Raw genomic sequence first — 22639 nt, forward strand, 5'->3', positions numbered from 1 at the left:
CAAAGGTAGTTATTCTATTTGAAAGCATAAAAAAACCGACTCATTACTGAATCGGTTTTGGTATTTAAAATTTGGATTAACCTCCAAAGTCGTCAAATCTAATGTTTTCTGGATCTAAACCGAAGTCTTCACCCATTTTTTGAACGGCTTTGTTCATCATTGGTGGTCCACAGAAATACAATTCAATATCTTCTGGATTATCGTGTTTTGATAAATAATTATCAATTACCACATTGTGGATGAATCCTACGAATCCGTCTCCTTCTCCGTCGATACCATCTTTCACTTTCCAATTATCTTCTGGTTGTGGTTCTGATAAAGCCAAATAGAATTTAAAGTTAGGGAAATCTTTCTCTAATGCTCTGAAGTGGTCTGTGTAGAACAATTCACGTTTAGAACGACCTCCATACCAATAGGTAACCTTTCTTCCTGTTTTAACTGTACGGAATAAGTGGTATAAATGTGAACGCATTGGTGCCATACCAGCTCCACCACCTACATACAACATTTCAGCTTCTGATTCGTTGATGAAGAATTCTCCGTAAGGTCCAGAAACCACAACTGGATCTCCTGCCTTTCTGGAGAAAATATAAGAAGAAGCAACTCCAGGGTTTACTTTAGCCCAACCATTGATATTTCTATCCCATGGTGGAGTAGCAACACGAACGTTCAACATAATTTTTCTTCCTTCTGCAGGGTAAGAAGCCATTGAGTAGGCTCTTTCTACAGTTTCTGGATTTTTCATTACTAATGGCCATAAATTGAATTTATCCCATTCTGCTTTAAATTTTTCTGGCTCACCTGGATGCTCTACTGGATGAGCTGAAATATCAATATCGGAATATTTAATTTCACACTTAGGAATTTCAATTTGAATATAACCTCCTGGCTCATAATGCATATCTTCAGGTAACTCAACAATAAACTCTTTAATAAAAGAAGCCACATTGTAGTTAGAGTAAACAGTTGCATTAAATTTCTTAATTCCAAAAACTTCTTCAGGAACTTCGATAACCATATTAGATTTTACTTTAACTTGACATCCTAAACGCCATCCATCAGCTAACTCTTTTCTACTAAAGTGAGGAATCTCAGTTGGAAGTGCTTCTCCTCCACCATCAAGAACTTTACATTTACATTGGATACAAGTTCCTCCACCTCCACAAGCAGATGGTAAAAAGATTTTTGCTCCTCCTAAAGTTGATAACAAGGTACTACCTGAACCTACTTCTATCTCGTTTTCTCCGTTAATTTTAATTTTAACTGGCCCGGAAGGAACTAACTTTGCTTTAGCAAATAAAATAACAGCCACCAAAATCAATAATAAAACCAAAAAGGCAATTACCGTGGTACTGATTAAACCAGTTGTACTTACTTCTAGTGCTATCATAATTATTCTTGAACAGTTTGTGTTAATGAATCTGTTTTTGTTTCTAAAGCAGTTGAATCAGTTGCTACTTCATTAACTTCTTCTGTTACCGCAGGAGCTACATTTTCTACAACTTCTTTTTTAGGCGCATCACTACCTCCTGTTAACATACCTCCAAAAGACATGAAACCAATAGCCATTAAACCCGTTAAAATAAACGTCATACCTAAACCTCTGAATACAGGAGGTACATTTGAATATCTAATTTTCTCTCTAATGGCTCCAATAGCTAAAATTGCTAAAAACCATCCAATCCCTGAACCTAAACCATAAACAGTTGCCTCAGTAATTGTAGCAAAATCTTTTTGCTGCATAAACAATGAACCTCCTAAAATAGCACAGTTTACAGCAATAAGTGGCAAGAAAATACCTAAAGAATTATATAGAGCAGGAGCAAATTTTTCAACTACCATTTCAACTAATTGTACCATTGTAGCAACAGTAGCAATAAACAAAATAAAAGTTAAGAAACTTAAATCATATTCTGCATATTCTTCACCTAACCAAGTCAAAGCACCTGGACGTAGAATATATTTATCCAATAAATAATTTAAAGGAACCGTTATAACTTGAACAAAAATAACTGCTGCACCTAACCCCACAGCGGTAGATACTTTTTTAGAAACCGCTAAGTACGAACACATCCCTAGGAATGTAGCAAAAATCATATTTTCTATGAAAATTGATTTTAAAAATAATTCTAATAATTCCATTTCTTAGTTTGTTTCTATTAAACTTTTATTTCTTGAACGCTGAAATCCAATGATTAGGCCTAATGTAATTAACGCCATTGGTGCTAATAACATAAACCCATTGTTTTCATAACCTAATGCATATAGTCCTGTTTTTTCAACTGGATCACCAAATACTGGAAAACCAAATAATTTTCCAGAACCCAATAACTCTCTAAAGAAACCTACAATTACTAAGATTAAACCGTAACCTGCAGCGTTTCCAACACCATCTAAGAAAGATTTCCACGGTCCGTTTCCTAAAGCAAAAGCTTCGAAACGTCCCATAATGATACAGTTTGTAATAATCAAACCAACAAATACTGAAAGTTTTTTAGCCAAATCTGGAACATACGCCTTCAATGTTAAATCTACAATAATTACAAGCGCTGCAACCACAACTAACTGAGCAATAATTCGAATTGAAGGTGGTATTAAATTACGCAATAATGAAATAAGTACATTACCAGCAGCTAACACAAATATTACAGATAATGCCATAATAACCGAAGCTTTTAGCTCAGCAGTAATAGCAAGTGCTGAACAAATACCCAATACTTGAACTGTTACAGGGTTATTGTCAACTAAAGGATCTTTTACTAAACCTATATTCTTTTTAGAGAACAATGGCTCTTTTTCTACATTTAAATTGTCTGCCATAGTTTATTTTTTTAAAGTTTCAAAATAAGGTAAATAGGCTTTAATTCCAGAATTAATCATAGCTCCAACACCATTACCTGTGATGGTTGCTCCAGAAATAGCATCTACCTGATTGTCTTTTTTGTCTTCGTTATTTGGGTCTGCATTAGATTTAGAAATTTCAACACCTTTAAATGCTCCTGAAGCATCATAAATTTGTTCATCTTTAAAATCACTTGTAAAAAAAGTCTCTGTAATATTAGCTCCTAAACCAGGTGTTTCCGCTTTATGATCAAAATACACACCATTGATACTCTTTAGATCATCATTCAATGCAATATAACCCCAAATAGCATCCCAAAGTCCATTCCCTCTAACAGGTAAAATGTAAATTGTCTTACCCTCTTTTTCAGCCACAAATAAAGGCAATCTCTGAATCCCTCCTTTTTTAGCTATATCTAATTCTTTTTTTACATCAATTAAATATGCTTTATCATCATCAGAAATTTCAGTTCCTTTTATAACCTTTTGTGATTTAATATATTTATCAAACATTTCAGTGGCATTGCTTCTCTCAGCAGTAACTCCAATTGCAGATAAAATATCAATTTGAGCCTTAACCTGATCGTTTTTAACACGAAGATCTTTAGTGAAATTTGCGAAAAATGCCAATAATGCACCTACAACCACAACCATAACTATAGAAAATATGATTGTATAACTATTTGAATCTGTACGTTTTCCTGACATAATTAAGTAGTTTTAACTTTTAAACGTTTCATTCTTCTTTTTACATTGGCTTGAACCACATAATGATCAATAGTTGGTGCAAAAACATTAAGCAACAAGATAGCCATCATAACTCCTTCTGGATATGCTGGATTGAAAACTCGAATCAAGATACTAAAGAATCCTATTAAGAAACCATAAATAATTTTACCCGTACTAGTTTGAGCAGCTGAAACAGGATCCGTTGCCATGAAAACTATACCAAATGCAATTCCACCAACTAATAAGTGTTGCCAGAATGGAAAATTCATTAAACTGTAAAATTTACTAGATTCAGTAATAACGTTTGCATCTACAATACCGTTAAAAATCAATCCCATTACTGCAGCACCTATCACAGCTGAAAGCATAATTCTTGCACTCCCAATTCCCGTAAGTATTAAAAATGCAGCTCCAACTAAAATTAAAAGAGTTGATGTTTCACCAATAGATCCTGGAATGAATCCTAAGAAAGAATTCATAGCATCCCAGTTTTCAGGAAGTGGTTTGTTTGCCGCTAAAGCACCTAGCACCGTTTCACCTGAAATGGCATCTGTACCTGATATTTTTTTAACTCCATCAACAGCTCCATGTACCCATACTTTGTCTCCCGACATCCAAGCAGCCCAGTTAAAAAACAGGAAAGCACGTATAGTTAATGCTGGATTTAAAATGTTCATTCCTGTTCCTCCGAACAATTCTTTACCAATAACTACTCCAAATGCAACAGCAACAGCCAACATCCACAAAGGCAGATCAACTGGCATAATTAAAGGCACAAGCATACCTGTTACCAAGTAACCTTCTTCAACTTCATGTTTCTTTACAGTAGCAAAAATAAATTCGATTCCTAACCCTACTCCATAAGAAACTAATAACATTGGTACTACTTTTTTAAGTCCAATAATGAAGTTATCCATTGTTAAAAACTCCGCAGTACCATTGATTTGAAGATAGTGTTGATATCCCGCATTAAACATACCAAATATCAAAACCGGTATCATTGCCATAATCACCGTATTCATTACACGCTTTAAGTCGGTTGCATCTTTAACATGCGTTCCCCCATGCGTGGTGGTATTTGGCAAATAAAGGAAAGTATGCAACGCATTGAACCCTTGCTCAAATTTTGTTCCTCTATACTTTTCTTTTAAATTATGTAAATTTTGTTTTAATCCCATTTTTGTGATTTTATAAATTTATAAGATTAACCAACTTCTTTTATCATTACATCTAATCCATGTCTCACAATTCTTTGATGATCTTGTTTAGAAACACAGATATACTCAGTCAAAGCAAAATCTTCTGGAGCCACTTCATAAATTCCCAAAGCTTCCATTTGATCAATATCTTTAACTAAAATCGACTTTAACAATTGAATTGGATAAATATCTAAAGGAAATACTTTTTCGTAATCACCTGTTAATACAAAAGCACGATGTTCTCCATTAGTATTGGTATTCAAATCGTACTTTTTATTTGGTGTTAAGAACGAAAACATATTGGCTCTATAAACACTAAACTTATTTGGACGCGGAATATTCCATCCAAAGAAATCATAGTCATCCCCTTCTGGAATTGCTGTAAACATGTTATGATAAAAACCTAAAAATCCATTTCTAGTTTTTTGTTCACCAGTTAAGACATCTCCATTAATAATTCTATAATTACCTTCTTTTAAATTTCCTGCAACGACGTCAGCAACTTGAGCTCCAATAATAGCTTTTACATAAGAAGGGTCTTGAAAACCAGTACCCGCTAATGCCAATATTCTTGTCGGGTTAAATTTACCTGTCAAGAATAACTCCCCTATAATAGCTACATCCTCCATTTGTACTACCCAAACCTTCTCTCCTTTGTTAATAGGATCAATTTTAGCTATTTGAGTAGAAACCAATCCTACAGGATGCAATCCAGAACCTTTGTGAAAAACAAAAGAATTTGAATCTGGTAAATAAGCAGCGTTTTTCTTTGCAGTTACATGCACTTTACCAGAAGTTAATTTTGCTAAAACCTCGAAACCTGCCTTTAGAAAATCTTTCTTTCCAGACAATGTAATTTCCAAATCCGCCTCAAGTGGTGCAGAATTAATACCGGATACAAAAATTGACTTTGGAGAATCAGCCGAATTCGCAATTACATCGTAAGGACGCTGCGTAATAAAAGGCCAACAACCCGAAGCCAACAAATGTGCTTTTACTTCTTCTGTTGATAAATCATTAGGGTTTTTCTTGCTATGCTCAACGAAAACATCTTGTGAATCAGCAGCAATAAGAATCTCTAAAATGACTCTTTTCTCACCACGTTTGATTTCTTGAATTGTTCCGCTTACAGGAGCAACAAACTTAACTTTCTCATCTGCTTTAGAATAGAAAATTACTTCTCCCGCTTTAACGTTATCCCCTTCTTTTACTACCATCTTTGGAGTAACTCCATGAAAGTCAGAAGGTTTAACAGCATAGACTTTCGAGCGAGTGGTCTCAGCTATCTTGTTAGCCGCTTCACCCTTCAACTTAAGGTCTAAACCTTTTTTAATTCGAATGTCTTTTGACATATTTTTGAAGATATGAGTTGTTAAAAAATTTACTATAAAACGTGCAAATTTAATCAAATACCTAACACCCTACCAAAAATAAACCAAGAGATTTGATTTATTTATAATTATTCTAAATTATAGATTCAGAATTAATTATCTGGAATTACGTTTGTTACTAAACTTTTACTATTTTTACTTTTTTATAGCTCCAAAATGAAAAAAATCATATTTATTTTCTACCTGTTGTTCTTCAATTTTAATTTCTCTCAAAATGGAATTGAACAAGACCCTCCTTTTAACATCAAAACCATTTCTTTTAGAGTAAACGAAAATAATGTAATCCCGTTTTTTAAACTTGGTGAAACATTTGAACTTAGTTTCGATGATTTATATGGAGACGAAGCAGATTACTATTACACGATAACACAATACAACTACGATTGGTCAGCGCCTTCCGATTTGGGAAAAGTAGAATATCTGAACGGAATCGACAACCAACGTATTATTACTTATGAAAATTCTTTCAACACGCTACAACTATATTCGCATTACAAACAAGTTTTTCCCAACAGATTCAACCAAATTACCAAAAGTGGAAACTACATTATTACTATTTTAAACGATGAAGGTAGTACTGTTTTTTCTCGTAGGTTTGTTATTTATGAAGAAGAAGTTTCTGTAAATCTTCTAGTTAGAAGAGCTCGAGATTTTGAAAGTTTGGATGGAAAACAAAATATAGAAATGACAATTAACTACGGTGATAAAATTTTACAAAATCCGATTCAAAATGTCAAAGTTACATTGTTTCAAAATGGCAACTGGAAAACCAGTATTGCTAACATTAAACCTCAATATACACTTGGTACAGAATTAATTTATCGCTACAACAAAGAAACCCAGTTTTGGGGTGGAAATGAAGCCTACAGTATCGATAACAAAATTATTAGAGGAACAAACAATACCGTATCCAGAGTAACTTCTGGCGACAACATTTACAACACCTATCTCTATGTAAATACACCAAGAAAAAATCAACCTTACACTTATTTTCCTGATATTAATGGAAATTTTTTTATTCAAAATGCCAATGCAACTAACCCTCAAGTAGAGTCCGATTATTCATGGGTTTATTTCACTCTGAACACTCCGTACCTCTTAGATAAAAATATTTATATAGTAGGTATGTTTAATAACTATGTAATTGGTGAAGAAAACAAAATGGACTTCAACAAAAAAGATGGATTATATGAAAAAGCAATGCTCATAAAACAAGGTTTTACAAATTATCAATATGTAATTATTGACAAAACTGGGAAGGTTGACCATGGAAATGCAATAGACGGAAATTTTTTTCAAACAGAAAACAATTATGCCGCCATAGTATATTACAGAGGAAACAATGACCGATATGATAGAGTAATCGGAATTGCCAATACCAATAGCGAAGTTATAAGAAATTAAAAATGAGCAGAAAAGATTTCAAATACAGAGGAACAAAATGTATTAATTGCGAAACAGCATTAGACATTAGTGAAAAATATTGCCATCATTGCGGTCAGCTAAATTCTACAAAAAAACTAGAAGTAAAGGATTTCATTGAAGAGTTTTTTGCTAATTTTTACGCTTATGATTCTCGATTACGAAATTCAATCATTTCTTTATTTTCAAAACCAGGCATTTTAGCTCGAAGATTTAACGAAGGAAAAAGACACACATATGCCAATCCATTCCGTCTATTTCTTAGTGTTTCATTAATATTGTTTATAACATTTAACCTAACAGAAGAAAACAACAACATTGAAGAGGAAGAAATTAAGGTAGAAGGAAAACTTACCGAAAAACAAAAACAAGACTTTAAAAGAATTGACAGCTTATCCAACAAAATAATTAGTAAAAATCAAAGTACAAGATTTTTAATTGATAGTATAAACGAGCCTGTAATCAAATACAGTAGAGATTCTATCTACAACAAACAATTCATAAATGAAAATATAACTTCCGGTTTTGACCCCATAATTTACACAGTGCTTTCATTTAGAAACTTTTACAGGAAGTATCCCAAAAAACCTACTGAAGATGCTCTGAAAGAATTGGGATATGAGTCAAGTTTTATGTATGCCACTTTTTTTAACAAATCTAAACTTTTCAAATCAAATGAAATTGAAGATGAAATTTTCGATTACTTTTATGCAAAACTACCTTTTTTTATTTTTCTTTCGCTCCCTATACTTACACTCATGTTCTGGCTGGTCTTTTTCTCTAAAAAAATCAATTATACCGAACATTTAGTATTTGCCTACACTTTTTTTACTTTCATTTTTATCTGTTTAATAATCTTTAATTTAATATCTTTAATAAACAATGCAACTGCAACTTTTTTGGAAGGAATTTCATTTGCATTTATTTTTCCAATTTATTTTTACAAATCTTTAAGAAATTTTTATCAAGAAAGCCGTTGGATTACAGTTTTAAAATTCTTAATTTTGAATCCGTTATTCTTTTTATTATTAAGCATTTGCACTATAATTATGATGCTCATCGGAATAATTCTTTTTTAAAATATGGTTAGTCAAATTACAAAAGGCATAAAAATTTCTGTTTTAACTAGTTTTGAAGGTACTTATTTCAAAAACTACAAGATTCATTTTGCCTTTTCTTATCATATCGCTATTGAAAATCAAAGCAAAGATTCTGTTCAATTAACAACGCGTCACTGGGAAATTTACGATGCGCTAAATCATATTGAAGTTGTAGATGGCGAAGGGGTTATCGGAAAGAAACCTGTCATAAAACCTGGTGAAACCTACACTTATTCATCGGGATGCTTGCTCTCTTCCCCAATAGGTGCTATGAAAGGCTATTTCAATATGGTTAACTTTACTTCAACTAAAAGTTTCAGAGTTGTTATCCCCACATTTAAACTTAGTGCACCTTTTGCCATTAACTAAAACAACTATCTTCTAGCTTACTGGTATTTGGTATCAATAATTCAAAATATACTTTGTATTTTTGTATGCGTTTACGGTTTTTTCGTAAAACAATGCAAATAATTGTCTAATCTCAAAATACAACACCATGTTAAAAGGATTTTTTAATGTCCCAAAAGCGGTTAACGAACCCGTAAAATCGTACGCACCAGGTTCTCCTGAAAGAGCAAAAGTTGCAGAAACATATAAAACCATGTGGAATGCTCAAGTAGAAGTTCCACTATATATAGGTAGCGAAGAAATAAAAACCGGAAATACTAAAAAAATGTCGGCACCTCATGATCACCAACATATTGTAGGGGTTTACCATCAAGCTGACAAAGCATTAGTTGAAAAAGCAATTACAGAAGCATTAGAGGCTCGTAAAAAATGGGCAGCAATGGCTTGGGAAAACAGAGCTGGGATTTTCTTAAAAGCGGCTGAATTATTAGCAGGTCCATACCGTGCTAAAATCAATGCAGCTACTATGATTGCACAATCAAAAACCATTCACCAAGCCGAAATTGATTCTGCTTGTGAGTTGATTGACTTCTTACGTTACAACGTAGAATTCATGACGAAAATATATGCTGACCAACCAGCTTCTACATCAGACATGTGGAACCGTGTTGAATACAGACCATTAGAAGGATTTGTATATGCAATTACACCTTTTAACTTTACAGCTATTGCAGGAAATTTACCTTCAAGTGCGGCTTTAATGGGGAATGTGGTAGTTTGGAAACCAGCAGCAACTCAAGTATATTCTGCAAATGTAATTATGCAAGTTTTCAAAGAAGCAGGTTTACCAGATGGTGTTATCAATATGGTAATGGGTGATTCTGGAATGGTTTCTGACGTAGTTTTATCAAGTCCACATTTAGCGGGAGTTCACTTTACAGGTTCGACTGGCGTTTTCAATGACATTTGGAAAACAATTGGAAACAATATTGCAACTTACAAAACCTATCCAAGAATCGTTGGAGAAACTGGTGGTAAAGATTTCATCATTGCTCATCCATCAGCAAACGCAGCGCAAGTTGCAGTAGGAATTGCTCGTGGTGCTTTTGAATTCCAAGGTCAAAAATGTAGTGCTGCTTCACGTGTTTATATTCCACAAAGTTTATGGCCAGCGGTTCAAGCAAAATTAGAAGCGGATTTAAAATCTATGAAAATGGGTTCACCAGAAGATATGAGTAATTTTATTACAGCTGTTATCTCTGAAGCGTCATTTGACAAATTAGCACGTTATATCGACCAAGCTAAAAACGATAGCGATGCTGAAGTAATCATGGGTGGTCATTACGATAAGTCGAAAGGGTATTTCATTGAACCAACGGTTATCTTAACTACAAATCCAAAATACAACACGATGTGTACCGAATTATTTGGACCCGTTGTTACGATTTATATTTACGAAGATGCTAAATGGTCTGAAACATTGAAATTAGTTGACGAAACTTCAGAATATGCTTTAACAGGAGCTGTATTCAGTCAATGTCGTTATGCAGTGGAAGAAGCAACCGTTGCTTTACAAAATGCAGCAGGAAACTTCTACATCAACGACAAACCAACGGGTGCTGTTGTAGGAATGCAACCTTTTGGAGGTGCTAGAGGTTCTGGAACTAACGACAAAGCAGGTTCAGCACAAAACTTATTGCGTTGGGCTTCTGTTAGAACCATTAAAGAAACTTTCGTGACACCAGAAGATTATAAATATCCGTTTTTAGGTTAATCCGAAATACGAAGTAGAAATAAGAAACCCGATTTTCAGTTGAAAATCGGGTTTTCTATTTTATTAAAATTTTAGATTTAATTTCCTTTAGATAAGATAAACTTAATCTGCTCATCACTTGAAAACATTTTGTCTTGCAAATAAATACTTAATCCATTTTCTGGCTTTAACAAAATTCCTTTCTTTGATTTAACAATTTTTTTTAAACCAAACCATTTTAATTCTCCATTAGAAAAAGGACCGTTAATTTTAATCATTTCATCAGTAAATTCGATCTGAATTTCTTTTCCTAAAATTCTTGAATCTAATCTATCTTTCATCCATTTTCTCTTTTCATTATAAAATTTAAAAAGTTCAAACAAACCTGAACAAATAAAAAGAAATGGAAAAATTCCAATAACTCCAGACTTATCTAAAAAATAAAAAACAATACCTACAAAAATCAAAGCTGATGCAAAATATGGTACAGACTTTTTATATTTCAATGAAGAAACCATCTCATCATAAGCTTCTTTATAATAATTCTCATCTGGGATAAATTTCAAATTAAATTCCATTCAAATTATATTATTTGATTTAGACTAATCAATTACTTCTTATACTTCAATGGCAAATGCACCACTTTCTTAGTTTCAAAAAACTCATCTGTAAAGAAATCAGATAAATTATATTGCGTTGCTTTTGGGAAATCCTTTAATTCTTCGGTTAAATCGCCGCCTTTTAAATATAAAATTCCGTTAGCTAATTCGTGATTCTGCTTTTTTGAAACTTTATCATCTACCCAACTCACAAAATCAGGCATATTGGTTACAGCACGACTTACGATGAAATCGAATTCTTGTTTTACTAATTCGGCACGTTTTTGTTCGGCTTTTACATTTTTTAATCCTAAACCTGCAGCTACTTCATTCACTACTTTGATTTTCTTTGCAATAACATCAATCAAATAAAAATCAACTTCTGGAAATAAAATCGCTAATGGAATTCCAGGAAAACCACCACCAGTTCCCACGTCCATAATCTTAGAACCTGGACGGAATTCTATAATTTTTGCAATTCCTAACGAATGTAAAACGTGTCTTGTATACAATTCATCGATGTCTTTTCTTGAAATCACATTAATTTTGGCATTCCAATCTTCGTATAAACCTTGCAATTTTTGAAACTGAAGTATTTGATTTTCAGATAAATCAGGAAATTGCTTTAAAATTTCTTCCATTCGTTAAATTTTGCACAAAAATACGCTTTTTGACGAATAAAAAATGAGGAATATCATAAATGAAAAAATTATAATAATTATCTTTGACAAAATTTGAATACACTATTTATGAGTAACACAACCCCAATTTTCTCAAAAGAGGACAATCTGAAATTTTTCAGAACATTAAACAAAAGAGTAAACGATTATTTTAAAGAAAATAAAATTGACAAAACAGGAAACTGGAAATTACACTTAAAAACGATTGTAATGTTCGGTCTTTTCCTTACACCATATTTTTTCCTTTTAGCTATGGATATGCCATTTTGGACTTACTTATTGCTCAACGTAGTAATTGGAATTGGAATGGCAGGCGTTGGAATGAACGTAATGCACGATGGTAATCATGGCGCTTACTCAACTAAATCCTGGGTAAACAAATTAATGGGCGGAAGTATTTACATCTTAGCAGGAAATGTTTATAACTGGCAAGTACAACACAACGTTTTACACCACACGTATACTAACATTATTGGTCACGATGAAGATTTAGAAGCGGGAAGAATTTTACGTTTTTCCAAAACAGCTAAATGGTACAGTCACCATAGATTCCAACATTATTATTCCGTTTTCTTATATGGATTACTAACGTTCAACTGGGCTATCACTACTGATTTCCTTCAAATGAAACGATACTTAAAAAGACAATTATCCTATGGAGAAGCAAAGAGCCCTGCTTTTCAATGGACAACTTTAATTATTACTAAAGTCATTTATTTTTCTATCTGGATCGTTTTACCCATTGTATTTGGAATTACTTGGTGGAAAGTTCTTTTAGGTTTTATTGTAATGCATTACACCGCTGGATTAATTTTAAGTGTTGTATTCCAATTAGCACACGTTGTAGAAGACACTGTGAATCCAATGCCAGATGAAAATGGAGAAATTGAGAATACTTGGGCCATACACCAATTATTCACAACCGCTAACTTCGCTCCTAAAAACTGGATTGTAAATTATTATACTGGTGGTTTAAACCACCAAATTGAACACCATATTTTTCCAAATATCAGTCACATTCATTACAATAAAATCGCAGAAATTGTAAAACAAACAGCAGCGGAATGCAACTTACCTTATCACGAGTTTAAAACAACTCGAGCGGCCATTGCATCTCACTTCAAACATTTGAGAGAACTGGGAAGAAAACCACAATTAGCATAATAAGAAAGAGACGCGAGGAATCGCGTCTTTTGTATTAACTATAATAACTAACACACAATGAACCCGTTATCGGACAGAATCAACAACTTAGCCGTTTCACAAACGTTAGCTATGGCGGCTTTGGCAAGAGAATTAAAAGCACAAGGAAAAGACATTATCAGCCTTAGTTTAGGAGAACCAGATTTCAATACTCCTGAATTCATTAAAGAAGCTGCAAAAAAAGCTATCGACGAAAACTACAGTACGTACACTCCAGTAGAAGGTTACTTAGAATTGAAAGAGGCGATTTGCAAAAAATTCAAAAGAGATAATAATTTAGACTACAAACCATCACAAATTGTAGTTTCTACAGGAGCAAAACAATCGTTATACAACATTGCACAAGTAATGTTAAACGAAAGTGATGAAGTAATTCTTCCAGCTCCATATTGGGTTTCGTATTACGAAATCATCAAACTTTCTGGCGGAGTTCCGGTTGAAGTTCCTACTTCAGTTGAAAGCGATTTCAAAATTACACCTGAACAATTAGAAGCAGCCATCACACCAAAAACAAAAATGATGTGGTTCAGTTCGCCTTGTAATCCGAGTGGTTCGGTTTACAATCGTGAAGAATTAACAGCTTTAGCAAAAGTTTTAGAAAAACATCCACACGTATATGTTGTTGCTGATGAAATCTACGAACATATCAACTTTTCAGGAACATTTTGCAGTATTGCTTCTATTCCTGGTATGTTAGAAAGAACAATTACTGTTAATGGAGTTGCAAAAGCATTCGCTATGACAGGTTGGAGAATTGGTTACATTGGAGCACCAGAGTTCATCGCAAAAGCGTGTACTAAAATTCAAGGACAAGTTACTTCAGGAGCAAATTCTATTGCACAAAGAGCAACGATTACTGCTGTTGAAGCAGATCCAAGTGTTTTAAACGAAATGGTTACTGCTTTTAAAAACAGAAGAGATTTAGTTGTTGGATTAGTAAAAGAAATCCCAGGATTCAAATTGAATGTTCCAGAAGGAGCGTTTTATGTTTTTCCTGATGTATCGTACTATTTTGGCAAAACTGTAAAAGGAACCGAAATCAAAAATGCAACTGATTTCTCAATGTTCTTATTAGCCGAAGCTAACGTAGCTACTGTAACGGGTGACGCATTTGGAAATCCAAATTGTATTCGTTTCTCTTACGCAACAAGCGAAGCTTTATTAACAGAAGCAATGAGAAGAATCAAAGAAGCGGTTTCTTAAATCACAAACAAATATATTAGCACGAATTGATTTATTAAATTAAACCAATTCGTGTTTTTTTATGCTCTAAATTCAAAAAAAGCGAACTCGAATTAGAAATCTTGGATTTTTTATAAGAACTTTGCACACTTTTTTTCGGCAAATCCCGAAAGATTAAAGATTTACAAATGAAATCGCCACTAAAAAAGATTGCGTAAGCAATTACAAATTAAAAAAAAGCGATTTCATATGTTACATCTGAAAAATTATAGTCAGAACATATGAAAAAGAAGATTGAAATTTTAGCACCTGCAAAAAACTTAGTACAAGGAATTGCTGCCATAAACAGTGGTGCCGATGCGGTTTATATTGGTGCTCCTTTATATGGTGCTCGTTCAAACGCTACCAATTCTGTAGAAGATATTGCTGAATTGGTAAAATATGCACACTTGTTTAATGCTCAGGTTTTTGTGGTTATCAATACGATTTTATATGATAACGAATTAGAACCTTGTCGTCAATTGATTTGGAAATTATATGATATCGGCGTAGATGCTTTAATTATTCAAGACATGGCAATTATGGAAATGGAGTTACCTCCTATCGTATTGCATGCCAGTACGCAAACCAACAATCGTGATGCCGATAAAATTAAATTCTTAGCGGATGCCGGAATCAAACGTGTGGTTTTAGCACGTGAGTTAAACTTGCATCAAATTAAAGAAATAAGTGAAGCTTCTGATGTGGAATTAGAATTCTTCGTAACCGGTGCTTTGTGTGTTTCGTTCAGCGGAAATTGCTATATGAGTGTTGCCAATGGTGAACGTTCGGCAAACCGAGGTTCTTGTGCACAAAATTGTCGTTTACCTTATAATTTAATTGATGGAAATGGCGATACTTTAATTAAAAATAGTCACTTACTTTCGATTAAAGATTTTGATGTTTCGAACCAAATTCCAAATTTAGTGGAAGCCGGAATCGTTTCGTTCAAAATTGAAGGTCGTTTGAAAGATATCGTTTATGTAAAAAATAACGTTTCGTATTTGCGTCAGAAATTAGATGCTTTCTTGAACGAAAACAGTGATAAATACACCAAAGCTTCTTCTGGAAAATGTACGTATTTATTTGATTCTTCATTAGATAGAACATTCAACCGTGGTTATACCGATTATTTTGTAAACGAAAGACATCAAGCCATTGGTTCTTGGGAAAGTCCAAAATCAAAAGGACAATACATTGGAAAGCTGATTAAAACGGTTGGAAATGCCTACGAAATCGAAAACGGTGAATTATTAAATAATGGCGACGGATTGTGTTTCATCAACGAAAACAACGAAGCCGAAGGAATTTACGTAAACCGTGCCGAAAACGGATTTGTATATCCAAACGTATTGAAAGAAATCAAAGAAGGTACTTTCATTTACAGAAATAACGATGCTGCTTTTATTAAATTAGTAGAAAGAGAAGATAGTGCAGTTCGAAAAATCAGCACGACTTTACTATTAAAAGAAAACGAAAATGGTTTCGAATTAATTGCAACTGACGAAGATGGGAATGTAAGCGTTGTAAATTTGGTTCACCCAAAAGAACAAACAAAAAACAACGAATCTTTAGCTGAAAATTTCAAAATCAACTTAGCAAAAACAGGTTTTACACCATATACAGCTGATGAAATTACGATTGAATTTTCTGGAAATTGGTTTTTACCTATTTCAAAAATAAATGAAATGCGAAGAACGGTTTACGAACAATTATCGGAAATTCGTTTAAAAAATTATGTTCGAAAAGAACATCAATTGGAAAAAACATCACATCCTTATCCAGAAACGAAATTGGATTTTATGTACAATGTTGCCAACAAAACCGCTCGTAAATTCTACGAACGTCATGGTGTAACCGAAATTGAAAAAGCATTCGAATTACAATGGGATCCAGGAAAATCTCGTGTAATGACAACCAAATATTGCATCAAATATGAACTAGAGCGTTGTCCAAAATACCATCGTGAAAATATGGATAAAAAACTAAAAGAACCTTTAGTTTTAAAACAAGGCGAATTAGAATACAAATTAAAATTCAATTGTAAACCTTGCGAAATGGAAATTTGGGAAAAAGATGCCGAATTCGAAATAGAAGAAGATCATTTTCATTAAGAAACAAACCGATGTATTGTACATCGGTTTTTTCTTTCTATAATGCCAAAATTAAATTGTATTTTTGGAGTAATGCAATCTATTCTAGAAAATATCGCCAAACATGTTGTCTTGACTTCGGAAGAGCAAGCATTATTTTTGTCTAAAACTGAAACCAAGCAATTCAAAGCCAAAACTATTTTATTGAGTGCCGGGGAAATTGCGACGTGTACGTATTTTGTAAATTCAGGAATTTTAAGAAGCTTCAATATTAATGACAATATCATTGAACATGTATTGCATTTTGCTTGTGAAGGTTGGTGGATTGGCGATATGTACAGCTATATTTCAAGAAAACCGGGTAACTTATTTATAGAAGTATTGGAAGAAGCTGAAGTAGTAATCATTACCAAAGAAAACCATCAAAAGCTTTATCAAGAAATTCCAAAATTAGAACGCTTTTTCAGAATTTTGGCTGAAAATTCATTAGTGTCACATCAAGAACGCTTAATGGACAATTTGAGTATTACAGCTGAAGAACGCTTTGAAAAATTTTGTTCCAAATACCCTACTTTAATTCAAAGAGTGCCTCAAAAACATATTGCTTCTTTTATCGGTGTAACACCTGAGTTTTTTAGTAAGATGAAAGCTAGATTACTCAAAAAATAATTTCTTAACCTAGGTTAAGTGCTCTACCCTATTCATAGTTGTAAATTTGTATCATAATAATTACTAAATTTATACATATGAAAACGATAGTACATAAAGCAAATGAAAGAGGTCATGCTAATCATGGTTGGTTAAATGCGTATCACAGTTTTAGTTTTGCCAATTGGTATAATCCCGAAAAAATTCAGTTTGGAATGCTTCGTGTTTTGAATGATGATACAATTGCTGGTGGTATGGGTTTTGGAACACATCCACATGACAATATGGAAATCATTACTATTCCTCTTGAAGGAGATTTGGCTCACAAAGACAGTATGGGAAATGGTACAACAATTAAAAGTGGCGACATACAAGTAATGAGTGCTGGAACGGGAATTCAACACAGCGAATTCAATCCTAATCCAGATCAACACACAAAATTATTTCAAATTTGGTTGTTTCCTAAATATCACAATGTAACTCCGCGTTACCAACAAATTACTTTAGACAAGTCATTAGAAAAAAACGATTTTGCTCAGATTTTATCACCAAATCCTGATGATGCGGGTGTTTGGATTCATCAAGACGCATGGTTTTATTTGAGTAATTTTGACACTGATTTTTCTAAAAAACTTTCACTTAAGAAAGAAGGAAATGGTTTCTACATTATGAATATTGAGGGAGAGATCGAGATAAATGGTCAAAAATTAGAAAAAAGAGATGCGATTGGAATTTGGGAAACGAATGAAATCCAAGTCAAAGCAAATTCAAATGCAAAGTTTTTATTAATGGAAATCCCAATGGAACAGTAATTAGTGAGCAGTCGCAGTAAAAAAATTAAATAATGAGTGAAGTACAAATTAGAATAAACGACAACAAAGGTGCTTTTTACATTGAAGTAGAAGGTAAAAAGGAAGCTATGATGACTTTTGTTTTTGCAGACGAAGACAAAATCATCATTGATCACACCGAAGTAAATCCTGGAAATGAAGGAAAGGGTTTTGGTAAAAAAATGTTAACTAAAGCCGTTGAATTTGCCAGAGATAAAAGAATCAAAATAGTGCCTTTATGTACTTTTGCGAAAAGTGTTTTTAACAAAACTCCTGAATTTAGAGACGTTTTATAATGAAACAACCACCCAAATGGAAGTTTGCTATTCTAGTTTGGATAGCTATATATCCTTCAATTACTTTTTTAACTTTTTTGATAGGTGATTCTATTCAAAATTTACCTTTACCCATAAAAACATTAATCATGACTGGAATATTAGTTCCATTAATGATTTTTGTTCTTTTGCCATTATTACGTGGCATTATGGGCAATTGGTTAAACAAATAAACTTTTATGAAAAAAATTATAGCATTTGGAGCTTCATCTAGTGAAACTTCAATAAATAAACAATTGGCTACTTATGCCGCAAATCAATTTGAAAATACTACAATTGAAATCTTAGATTTAAATGATTATGAGATGCCTATTTTTTCAATTGACAAAGAGAAAAATGGTATTCCACAGTTAGCACATGACTTTTACAATAAAATAGGAACTGCTGATTTAATAATCATTTCATTAGCAGAACATAATGGTGTTTATTCAACAGCATTTAAGAATATTTTTGATTGGACTTCAAGAGTTAATATGAAAGTATTCCAAGACAAACCGATGTTTTTATTAGCCACCTCTCCAGGTACACGTGGTGGTAGTACTGTATTAGAAATTGCAAAAAATAGATTCCCATTCCAAGGAGGTATTGTTAAGGGAAGTTTTTCACTGCCAAGTTTCGGAGAGAATTTTGATGCTGAAAAAGGGATCATTAACGAAGAATTAAAAAATGAATTTTTAAAAATTGTGGCATCCATTCAAATGTAACAGTATTTCTTAATCTAGATTAAGTGACAGGTTAACTATCTGATTGTAAATTTGTAATGTTATTAAAATTTAAAAATAAATACTATGGCAACTACAAAATGGGCAATTGACCCAACACACTCAGAAATTGGATTTAAAGTAAAACACATGATGTTTACAAATGTTTCAGGAAAATTTGATCAATATGTTGGAAGTATTGAAACAGAAGAGAATGATTTTACAACAGCTAAAATAGCTTTTTCAGCTGCTATTGATTCTATAGATACCAGAAATTCAGATAGAGATAATCACTTAAAAAGTGCTGATTTTTTTGATGCTGAAAATCATCCAAAACTAACTTTTACAGGAAAATCATTCTCAAAGATTAACGAAAACAACTATGAATTAGTTGGTGATTTAAACATTAAAGATATCACAAAAGAAGTAAAACTTCCAGTAGAATTCAGTGGTTTGATGCAAGATCCATGGGGAAATACTAAAGTAGGATTAAACATTGAAGGCAAAATCAACAGAAAAGATTGGGGATTAAACTGGAATTCTGCATTGGAAACAGGTGGTGTTTTAGTAGGCGAAGAAGTAAAATTAGTTATTGATTTACAATTAGTTAAATCATAATTTATCATAAAACATAATTACAACCTTACAGATTTTTACAATTTGTAAGGTTTTTTTATTTGTAAAAAGTTTACTTTTGCCTCTCAAGAAAAACTTGAAACTTTAAACTCGAAATAAAATATATGAAAGCATACGTATTTCCAGGTCAAGGGGCTCAATTCTCAGGAATGGGTAAAGATTTATATGAAAACTCACCTTTAGCAAAAGAATTATTTGAAAAAGCGAATGATATTTTAGGTTTTAGAATTACCGATATCATGTTCGAAGGAACTGCTGAAGAATTGAAAGAAACAAAAGTAACCCAACCAGCGGTCTTTTTACACTCTGTAATTTTAGCCAAAGTTTTAGATATAAAACCAGATATGGTTGCAGGACACTCATTAGGAGAATTTTCTGCTTTAGTAGTAAATGGTACTTTATCTTTTGAAGACGGATTAAAATTAGTTTCACAAAGAGCTATGGCTATGCAAAAAGCATGTGAAATTACTCCTTCAACCATGGCTGCCGTATTAAACTTAGACGACAAAATTGTGGAAGACATTTGCGCTTCTATTGATGGAGTTGTTGTTGCTGCCAATTACAACTGTCCAGGTCAATTAGTAATTTCAGGAGAATACAAAGCAGTGGAATTAGCTTGTGAAAAAATGAAAGAAGCAGGTGCAAAACGCGCCTTAATTTTACCTGTGGGAGGTGCATTCCACTCTCCTATGATGGAACCAGCAAGAGAAGAATTAGCAGCGGCAATTGAATCAACTACCTTTACTACACCAACTTGTCCAGTCTATCAAAACGTTACTGCAAATGCCGTTTCTGATGCTACAGAAATAAAGAAAAACTTGATTTCACAATTAACGGGTGCTGTAAAATGGACACAATCTGTACAACAAATGATTGCAGATGGAGCAACTAGTTTCACAGAAGTAGGTCCGGGTAAAGTATTGGTTGGATTGGTTGGAAAAATCAATAAAGATGTAGTAACTATTTCAGCTTAAAAACATAAAATCTTGTGAAACTCCGATATTTCTATCGGAGTTTTTTTTTGGCTATATTTGTAAAAAGAATGCTGTATTTATGAATTTAGATTTACGAACGGTAAACGTTACAAGATACATTACACCCTTACGGGAAGGTGGTTCATTACCAGCATTAGTTGAAGCCGACGATGATTTTAAATATGTTTTGAAATTTCGAGGTGCGGGTCATGGTGTAAAAGCGCTAATTGCAGAATTTTTAGGAGGTCAAATCGCAAGATTTTTAGGATTACCTGTTCCGGAATTAGTATTTGCTAACTTAGATGAAGCTTTTGGAAGAACGGAAGGCGATGAGGAAATTCAAGATTTATTAAAGTTTAGTCAAGGCTTAAATTTAGGACTGCATTTTTTATCTGGTGCCTTAACTTATGATGCGGCTGCAAACGATTGTGAGGCAACTTTAGCTTCAAAAATTGTTTGGTTGGATGCTTTTATCATTAATGTAGACAGAACTTTTAAAAACACTAATTTATTACTATGGAAAAAAGAACTTTGGTTAATTGACCACGGCGCTTCTTTCTATTTTCATCATTCTTGGATCAATTGGCAAGCTACTGCTAAAACTCCTTTTGCATTAATTAAAGACCATGTTTTATTGCCAAAAGCTTCAAAACTAGAAGAAGTGCATCAGGAATTTACTTCCAAATTAAACGATACTTTATTGCGAGAAATTGTAAATCAAATTCCAGAAGATTGGTTGCTTTGGGAAGGTGATGTTGGCTCTCCTTCGGAAATTAAGGAAGTTTATTTCCAATTTTTATCGTTACGTTTAAAACATGCCGAATTATTTTTAAAACAAGCGCAAGATGCACGAAAAACAATTATATGATTACGCTGTAATTCGTGTTATACCAAGAGTTGAACGCGAGGAATTTGTAAATGTAGGATTGATGCTATATTGCAAACGTCAGAAATATTTACGGATACAATATCATGTTCCGACTGAAAAAATTAAAGCTTTTTGTTCAGAATTTGATTTGTATCAACTTCAACAGAATTTAGAAGCTTTAGCAGCAATTTGTGAAGGCAAAAAAGAAGGTGGACCCATTGCCCAACTTGAAAAAGACGAGAGATTTAGATGGATTACCGCCGTAAAAAGTTCAAGCATACAAACCTCTCGACCACATTCAGGATTGAGTATAGATTTAGATCAAACATTTGAAAAATTATATAACGAATTAGTCGAATAACAATATGTACAACGAAATAGAAAAATTATTTCAAGCGCAAAAAGATATAAAAGTCATTTCAACTGAAATTGATTATTCCGATTATATTGCTTTAGATTTATCTGTAGCTAATGTAGAATTATCGAATCATAACCTTGAAACAGCGAAAGACTACGAAAAATTTATCCAAAATTATTTAGATAAAAACAAGGCAAAAATTGCTTTTGGGGGTTACTTAGAAACAAGAAATTTATACAAAAGAAGTACTGTATTTAAAAACACCAATTCTGACGAACGAAACATTCATATCGGATTGGATTTATGGATTAATGATTCCGCTTCAATTTATGCAGCTTTAGATGGTACCATTCATAGTTTTCAAAACAATAATGCACTAGGAGATTATGGCCCAACCGTCATTTTAGCTCACGAAATTGATGGAATAAAATTCCACACCCTTTACGGTCACTTAAGTGAAGTAAGTTTGATTGGGAAAAAAGTAGGTGATGTAGTAAAAAAAGGAGAACAAATTGCTTCTTTAGGATTACCTCCTATTAATGGTGATTATGCACCGCATCTACACTTTCAAATCATTATCGACATGGAAGGAAAAACAGGTGATTACCCTGGGGTATGTAGCGAAAAGACGCTTCCGTTTTACAAATCAAATTGTCCAGATCCTAATATACTTTTGAAAATTAACTAAAAGAATTGGCATTAATTTTGTA

General features: G+C 33.0%; 25 protein-coding genes. 17 read left to right on the plus strand and 8 right to left on the minus strand.

The annotated features are described in order from the left end of the window. Nucleotides 1-76: 76 nt before the first annotated feature. Genes nqrF through BUE95_RS01620 form a run of 6 tightly spaced genes read right to left on the minus strand, consistent with a single transcriptional unit; the run spans nucleotide 77 to nucleotide 6121 of the window. Nucleotides 77-1390 carry an NADH:ubiquinone reductase (Na(+)-transporting) subunit F gene (gene nqrF / locus BUE95_RS01595; RefSeq protein WP_073580766.1) on the minus strand — a complete coding sequence of 438 codons (1314 nt, stop codon included), beginning with the start codon at nucleotides 1388-1390 and terminating at the stop codon, nucleotides 77-79. A 2-nt stretch (nucleotides 1391-1392) separates the two neighbouring features. Continuing rightward, nucleotides 1393-2142, minus strand: coding sequence for an NADH:ubiquinone reductase (Na(+)-transporting) subunit E (nqrE, locus tag BUE95_RS01600; RefSeq protein WP_073580768.1), 750 nt, complete (start codon nucleotides 2140-2142; stop codon nucleotides 1393-1395). 3 nt (nucleotides 2143-2145) lie between these two features. After that, a complete protein-coding gene (locus BUE95_RS01605) occupies nucleotides 2146-2820 on the minus strand; it encodes an NADH:ubiquinone reductase (Na(+)-transporting) subunit D (RefSeq protein ID WP_073580770.1) in 675 nt (224 codons plus the stop codon). A gap of 3 nt (nucleotides 2821-2823) precedes the next feature. Next, nucleotides 2824-3549, minus strand: a complete 726-nt coding sequence (gene nqrC, locus BUE95_RS01610; protein WP_073580772.1) for an NADH:ubiquinone reductase (Na(+)-transporting) subunit C — start codon at nucleotides 3547-3549, stop codon at nucleotides 2824-2826. A 2-nt stretch (nucleotides 3550-3551) separates the two neighbouring features. Continuing rightward, nucleotides 3552-4748 carry an NADH:ubiquinone reductase (Na(+)-transporting) subunit B gene (locus BUE95_RS01615; RefSeq protein WP_073580774.1) on the minus strand — a complete coding sequence of 399 codons (1197 nt, stop codon included), beginning with the start codon at nucleotides 4746-4748 and terminating at the stop codon, nucleotides 3552-3554. A 26-nt stretch (nucleotides 4749-4774) separates the two neighbouring features. Next, nucleotides 4775-6121, minus strand: a complete 1347-nt coding sequence (locus BUE95_RS01620; RefSeq protein ID WP_073580776.1) for a Na(+)-translocating NADH-quinone reductase subunit A — start codon at nucleotides 6119-6121, stop codon at nucleotides 4775-4777. 195 nt (nucleotides 6122-6316) lie between these two features. Between BUE95_RS01620 and BUE95_RS01625 the strand changes: the two genes are divergently transcribed. The 4 genes from BUE95_RS01625 (at nucleotide 6317) to pruA (ending at nucleotide 10804) form a co-directional block, all read left to right on the plus strand. After that, complete coding sequence (locus tag BUE95_RS01625; protein ID WP_073580778.1) at nucleotides 6317-7564, plus strand: type IX secretion system plug protein; 1248 nt, start codon at nucleotides 6317-6319, stop codon at nucleotides 7562-7564. Nucleotides 7565-7566: 2 nt separating this feature from the next. Beyond that, complete coding sequence (locus tag BUE95_RS01630; protein WP_073580780.1) at nucleotides 7567-8661, plus strand: DUF3667 domain-containing protein; 1095 nt, start codon at nucleotides 7567-7569, stop codon at nucleotides 8659-8661. 3 nt (nucleotides 8662-8664) lie between these two features. Then, a complete protein-coding gene (gene apaG, locus BUE95_RS01635) occupies nucleotides 8665-9051 on the plus strand; it encodes a Co2+/Mg2+ efflux protein ApaG (protein ID WP_073580782.1) in 387 nt (128 codons plus the stop codon). A 127-nt stretch (nucleotides 9052-9178) separates the two neighbouring features. Continuing rightward, a complete protein-coding gene (gene pruA / locus BUE95_RS01640) occupies nucleotides 9179-10804 on the plus strand; it encodes an L-glutamate gamma-semialdehyde dehydrogenase (RefSeq protein WP_073580784.1) in 1626 nt (541 codons plus the stop codon). 77 nt (nucleotides 10805-10881) lie between these two features. Here the strand turns inward: pruA and BUE95_RS01645 are convergent, their stop codons facing one another. After that, nucleotides 10882-11349, minus strand: coding sequence for a hypothetical protein (locus tag BUE95_RS01645; RefSeq protein WP_159433488.1), 468 nt, complete (start codon nucleotides 11347-11349; stop codon nucleotides 10882-10884). Between the two features lie 44 nt (nucleotides 11350-11393). After that, nucleotides 11394-12023, minus strand: coding sequence for a 16S rRNA (guanine(527)-N(7))-methyltransferase RsmG (rsmG, locus tag BUE95_RS01650; protein ID WP_073580788.1), 630 nt, complete (start codon nucleotides 12021-12023; stop codon nucleotides 11394-11396). 108 nt (nucleotides 12024-12131) lie between these two features. On the opposite strand from rsmG, the gene BUE95_RS01655 reads away from it, so the two are divergent. The 13 genes from BUE95_RS01655 (at nucleotide 12132) to BUE95_RS01715 (ending at nucleotide 22617) form a co-directional block, all read left to right on the plus strand. Then, complete coding sequence (locus tag BUE95_RS01655) at nucleotides 12132-13226, plus strand: fatty acid desaturase family protein (protein ID WP_073580790.1); 1095 nt, start codon at nucleotides 12132-12134, stop codon at nucleotides 13224-13226. Between the two features lie 57 nt (nucleotides 13227-13283). After that, nucleotides 13284-14468: a pyridoxal phosphate-dependent aminotransferase gene (locus BUE95_RS01660; protein WP_073580792.1), complete on the plus strand. Its 1185-nt coding sequence runs from the start codon at nucleotides 13284-13286 to the stop codon at nucleotides 14466-14468. Between the two features lie 260 nt (nucleotides 14469-14728). Continuing rightward, nucleotides 14729-16600, plus strand: a complete 1872-nt coding sequence (locus tag BUE95_RS01665) for a peptidase U32 family protein (RefSeq protein WP_073580794.1) — start codon at nucleotides 14729-14731, stop codon at nucleotides 16598-16600. Between the two features lie 72 nt (nucleotides 16601-16672). After that, entirely contained in the window at nucleotides 16673-17248 is a 576-nt protein-coding gene (locus BUE95_RS01670) for a Crp/Fnr family transcriptional regulator (protein WP_073582358.1), read from the plus strand. 77 nt (nucleotides 17249-17325) lie between these two features. Further along, the gene (locus tag BUE95_RS01675) at nucleotides 17326-18039 is read left to right on the plus strand and encodes a pirin family protein (RefSeq protein WP_073580796.1); all 714 of its coding nucleotides are present in this window, start codon (nucleotides 17326-17328) and stop codon (nucleotides 18037-18039) included. 32 nt (nucleotides 18040-18071) lie between these two features. Next, nucleotides 18072-18353 carry a GNAT family N-acetyltransferase gene (locus BUE95_RS01680; RefSeq protein ID WP_073580798.1) on the plus strand — a complete coding sequence of 94 codons (282 nt, stop codon included), beginning with the start codon at nucleotides 18072-18074 and terminating at the stop codon, nucleotides 18351-18353. Continuing rightward, entirely contained in the window at nucleotides 18353-18565 is a 213-nt protein-coding gene (locus BUE95_RS01685) for a putative antibiotic biosynthesis monooxygenase (protein WP_073580800.1), read from the plus strand. The genes BUE95_RS01680 and BUE95_RS01685 overlap by 1 nt, the downstream gene beginning before the upstream one ends. 6 nt (nucleotides 18566-18571) lie before the next feature. Further along, nucleotides 18572-19096, plus strand: coding sequence for an NADPH-dependent FMN reductase (locus BUE95_RS01690; protein ID WP_073580802.1), 525 nt, complete (start codon nucleotides 18572-18574; stop codon nucleotides 19094-19096). Between the two features lie 84 nt (nucleotides 19097-19180). Continuing rightward, nucleotides 19181-19711 (plus strand): YceI family protein, encoded by a 531-nt coding sequence (locus BUE95_RS01695; protein ID WP_073580804.1) that lies wholly within the window; start codon nucleotides 19181-19183, stop codon nucleotides 19709-19711. A 122-nt stretch (nucleotides 19712-19833) separates the two neighbouring features. After that, nucleotides 19834-20703 carry an ACP S-malonyltransferase gene (gene fabD / locus BUE95_RS01700; RefSeq protein ID WP_073580806.1) on the plus strand — a complete coding sequence of 290 codons (870 nt, stop codon included), beginning with the start codon at nucleotides 19834-19836 and terminating at the stop codon, nucleotides 20701-20703. 79 nt (nucleotides 20704-20782) lie between these two features. Next, complete coding sequence (locus tag BUE95_RS01705) at nucleotides 20783-21571, plus strand: HipA family kinase (protein WP_073580808.1); 789 nt, start codon at nucleotides 20783-20785, stop codon at nucleotides 21569-21571. After that, nucleotides 21549-21932: a DUF3037 domain-containing protein gene (locus BUE95_RS01710; protein WP_073580810.1), complete on the plus strand. Its 384-nt coding sequence runs from the start codon at nucleotides 21549-21551 to the stop codon at nucleotides 21930-21932. The genes BUE95_RS01705 and BUE95_RS01710 overlap by 23 nt, the downstream gene beginning before the upstream one ends. 4 nt (nucleotides 21933-21936) lie before the next feature. Further along, nucleotides 21937-22617: a peptidoglycan DD-metalloendopeptidase family protein gene (locus BUE95_RS01715; RefSeq protein ID WP_073580812.1), complete on the plus strand. Its 681-nt coding sequence runs from the start codon at nucleotides 21937-21939 to the stop codon at nucleotides 22615-22617. Nucleotides 22618-22639: the final 22 nt, after the last annotated feature.

This window comes from Flavobacterium cucumis, from assembly GCF_900148835.1.
GTDB classification, from domain to species: Bacteria; Bacteroidota; Bacteroidia; order Flavobacteriales; family Flavobacteriaceae; genus Flavobacterium; species Flavobacterium cucumis.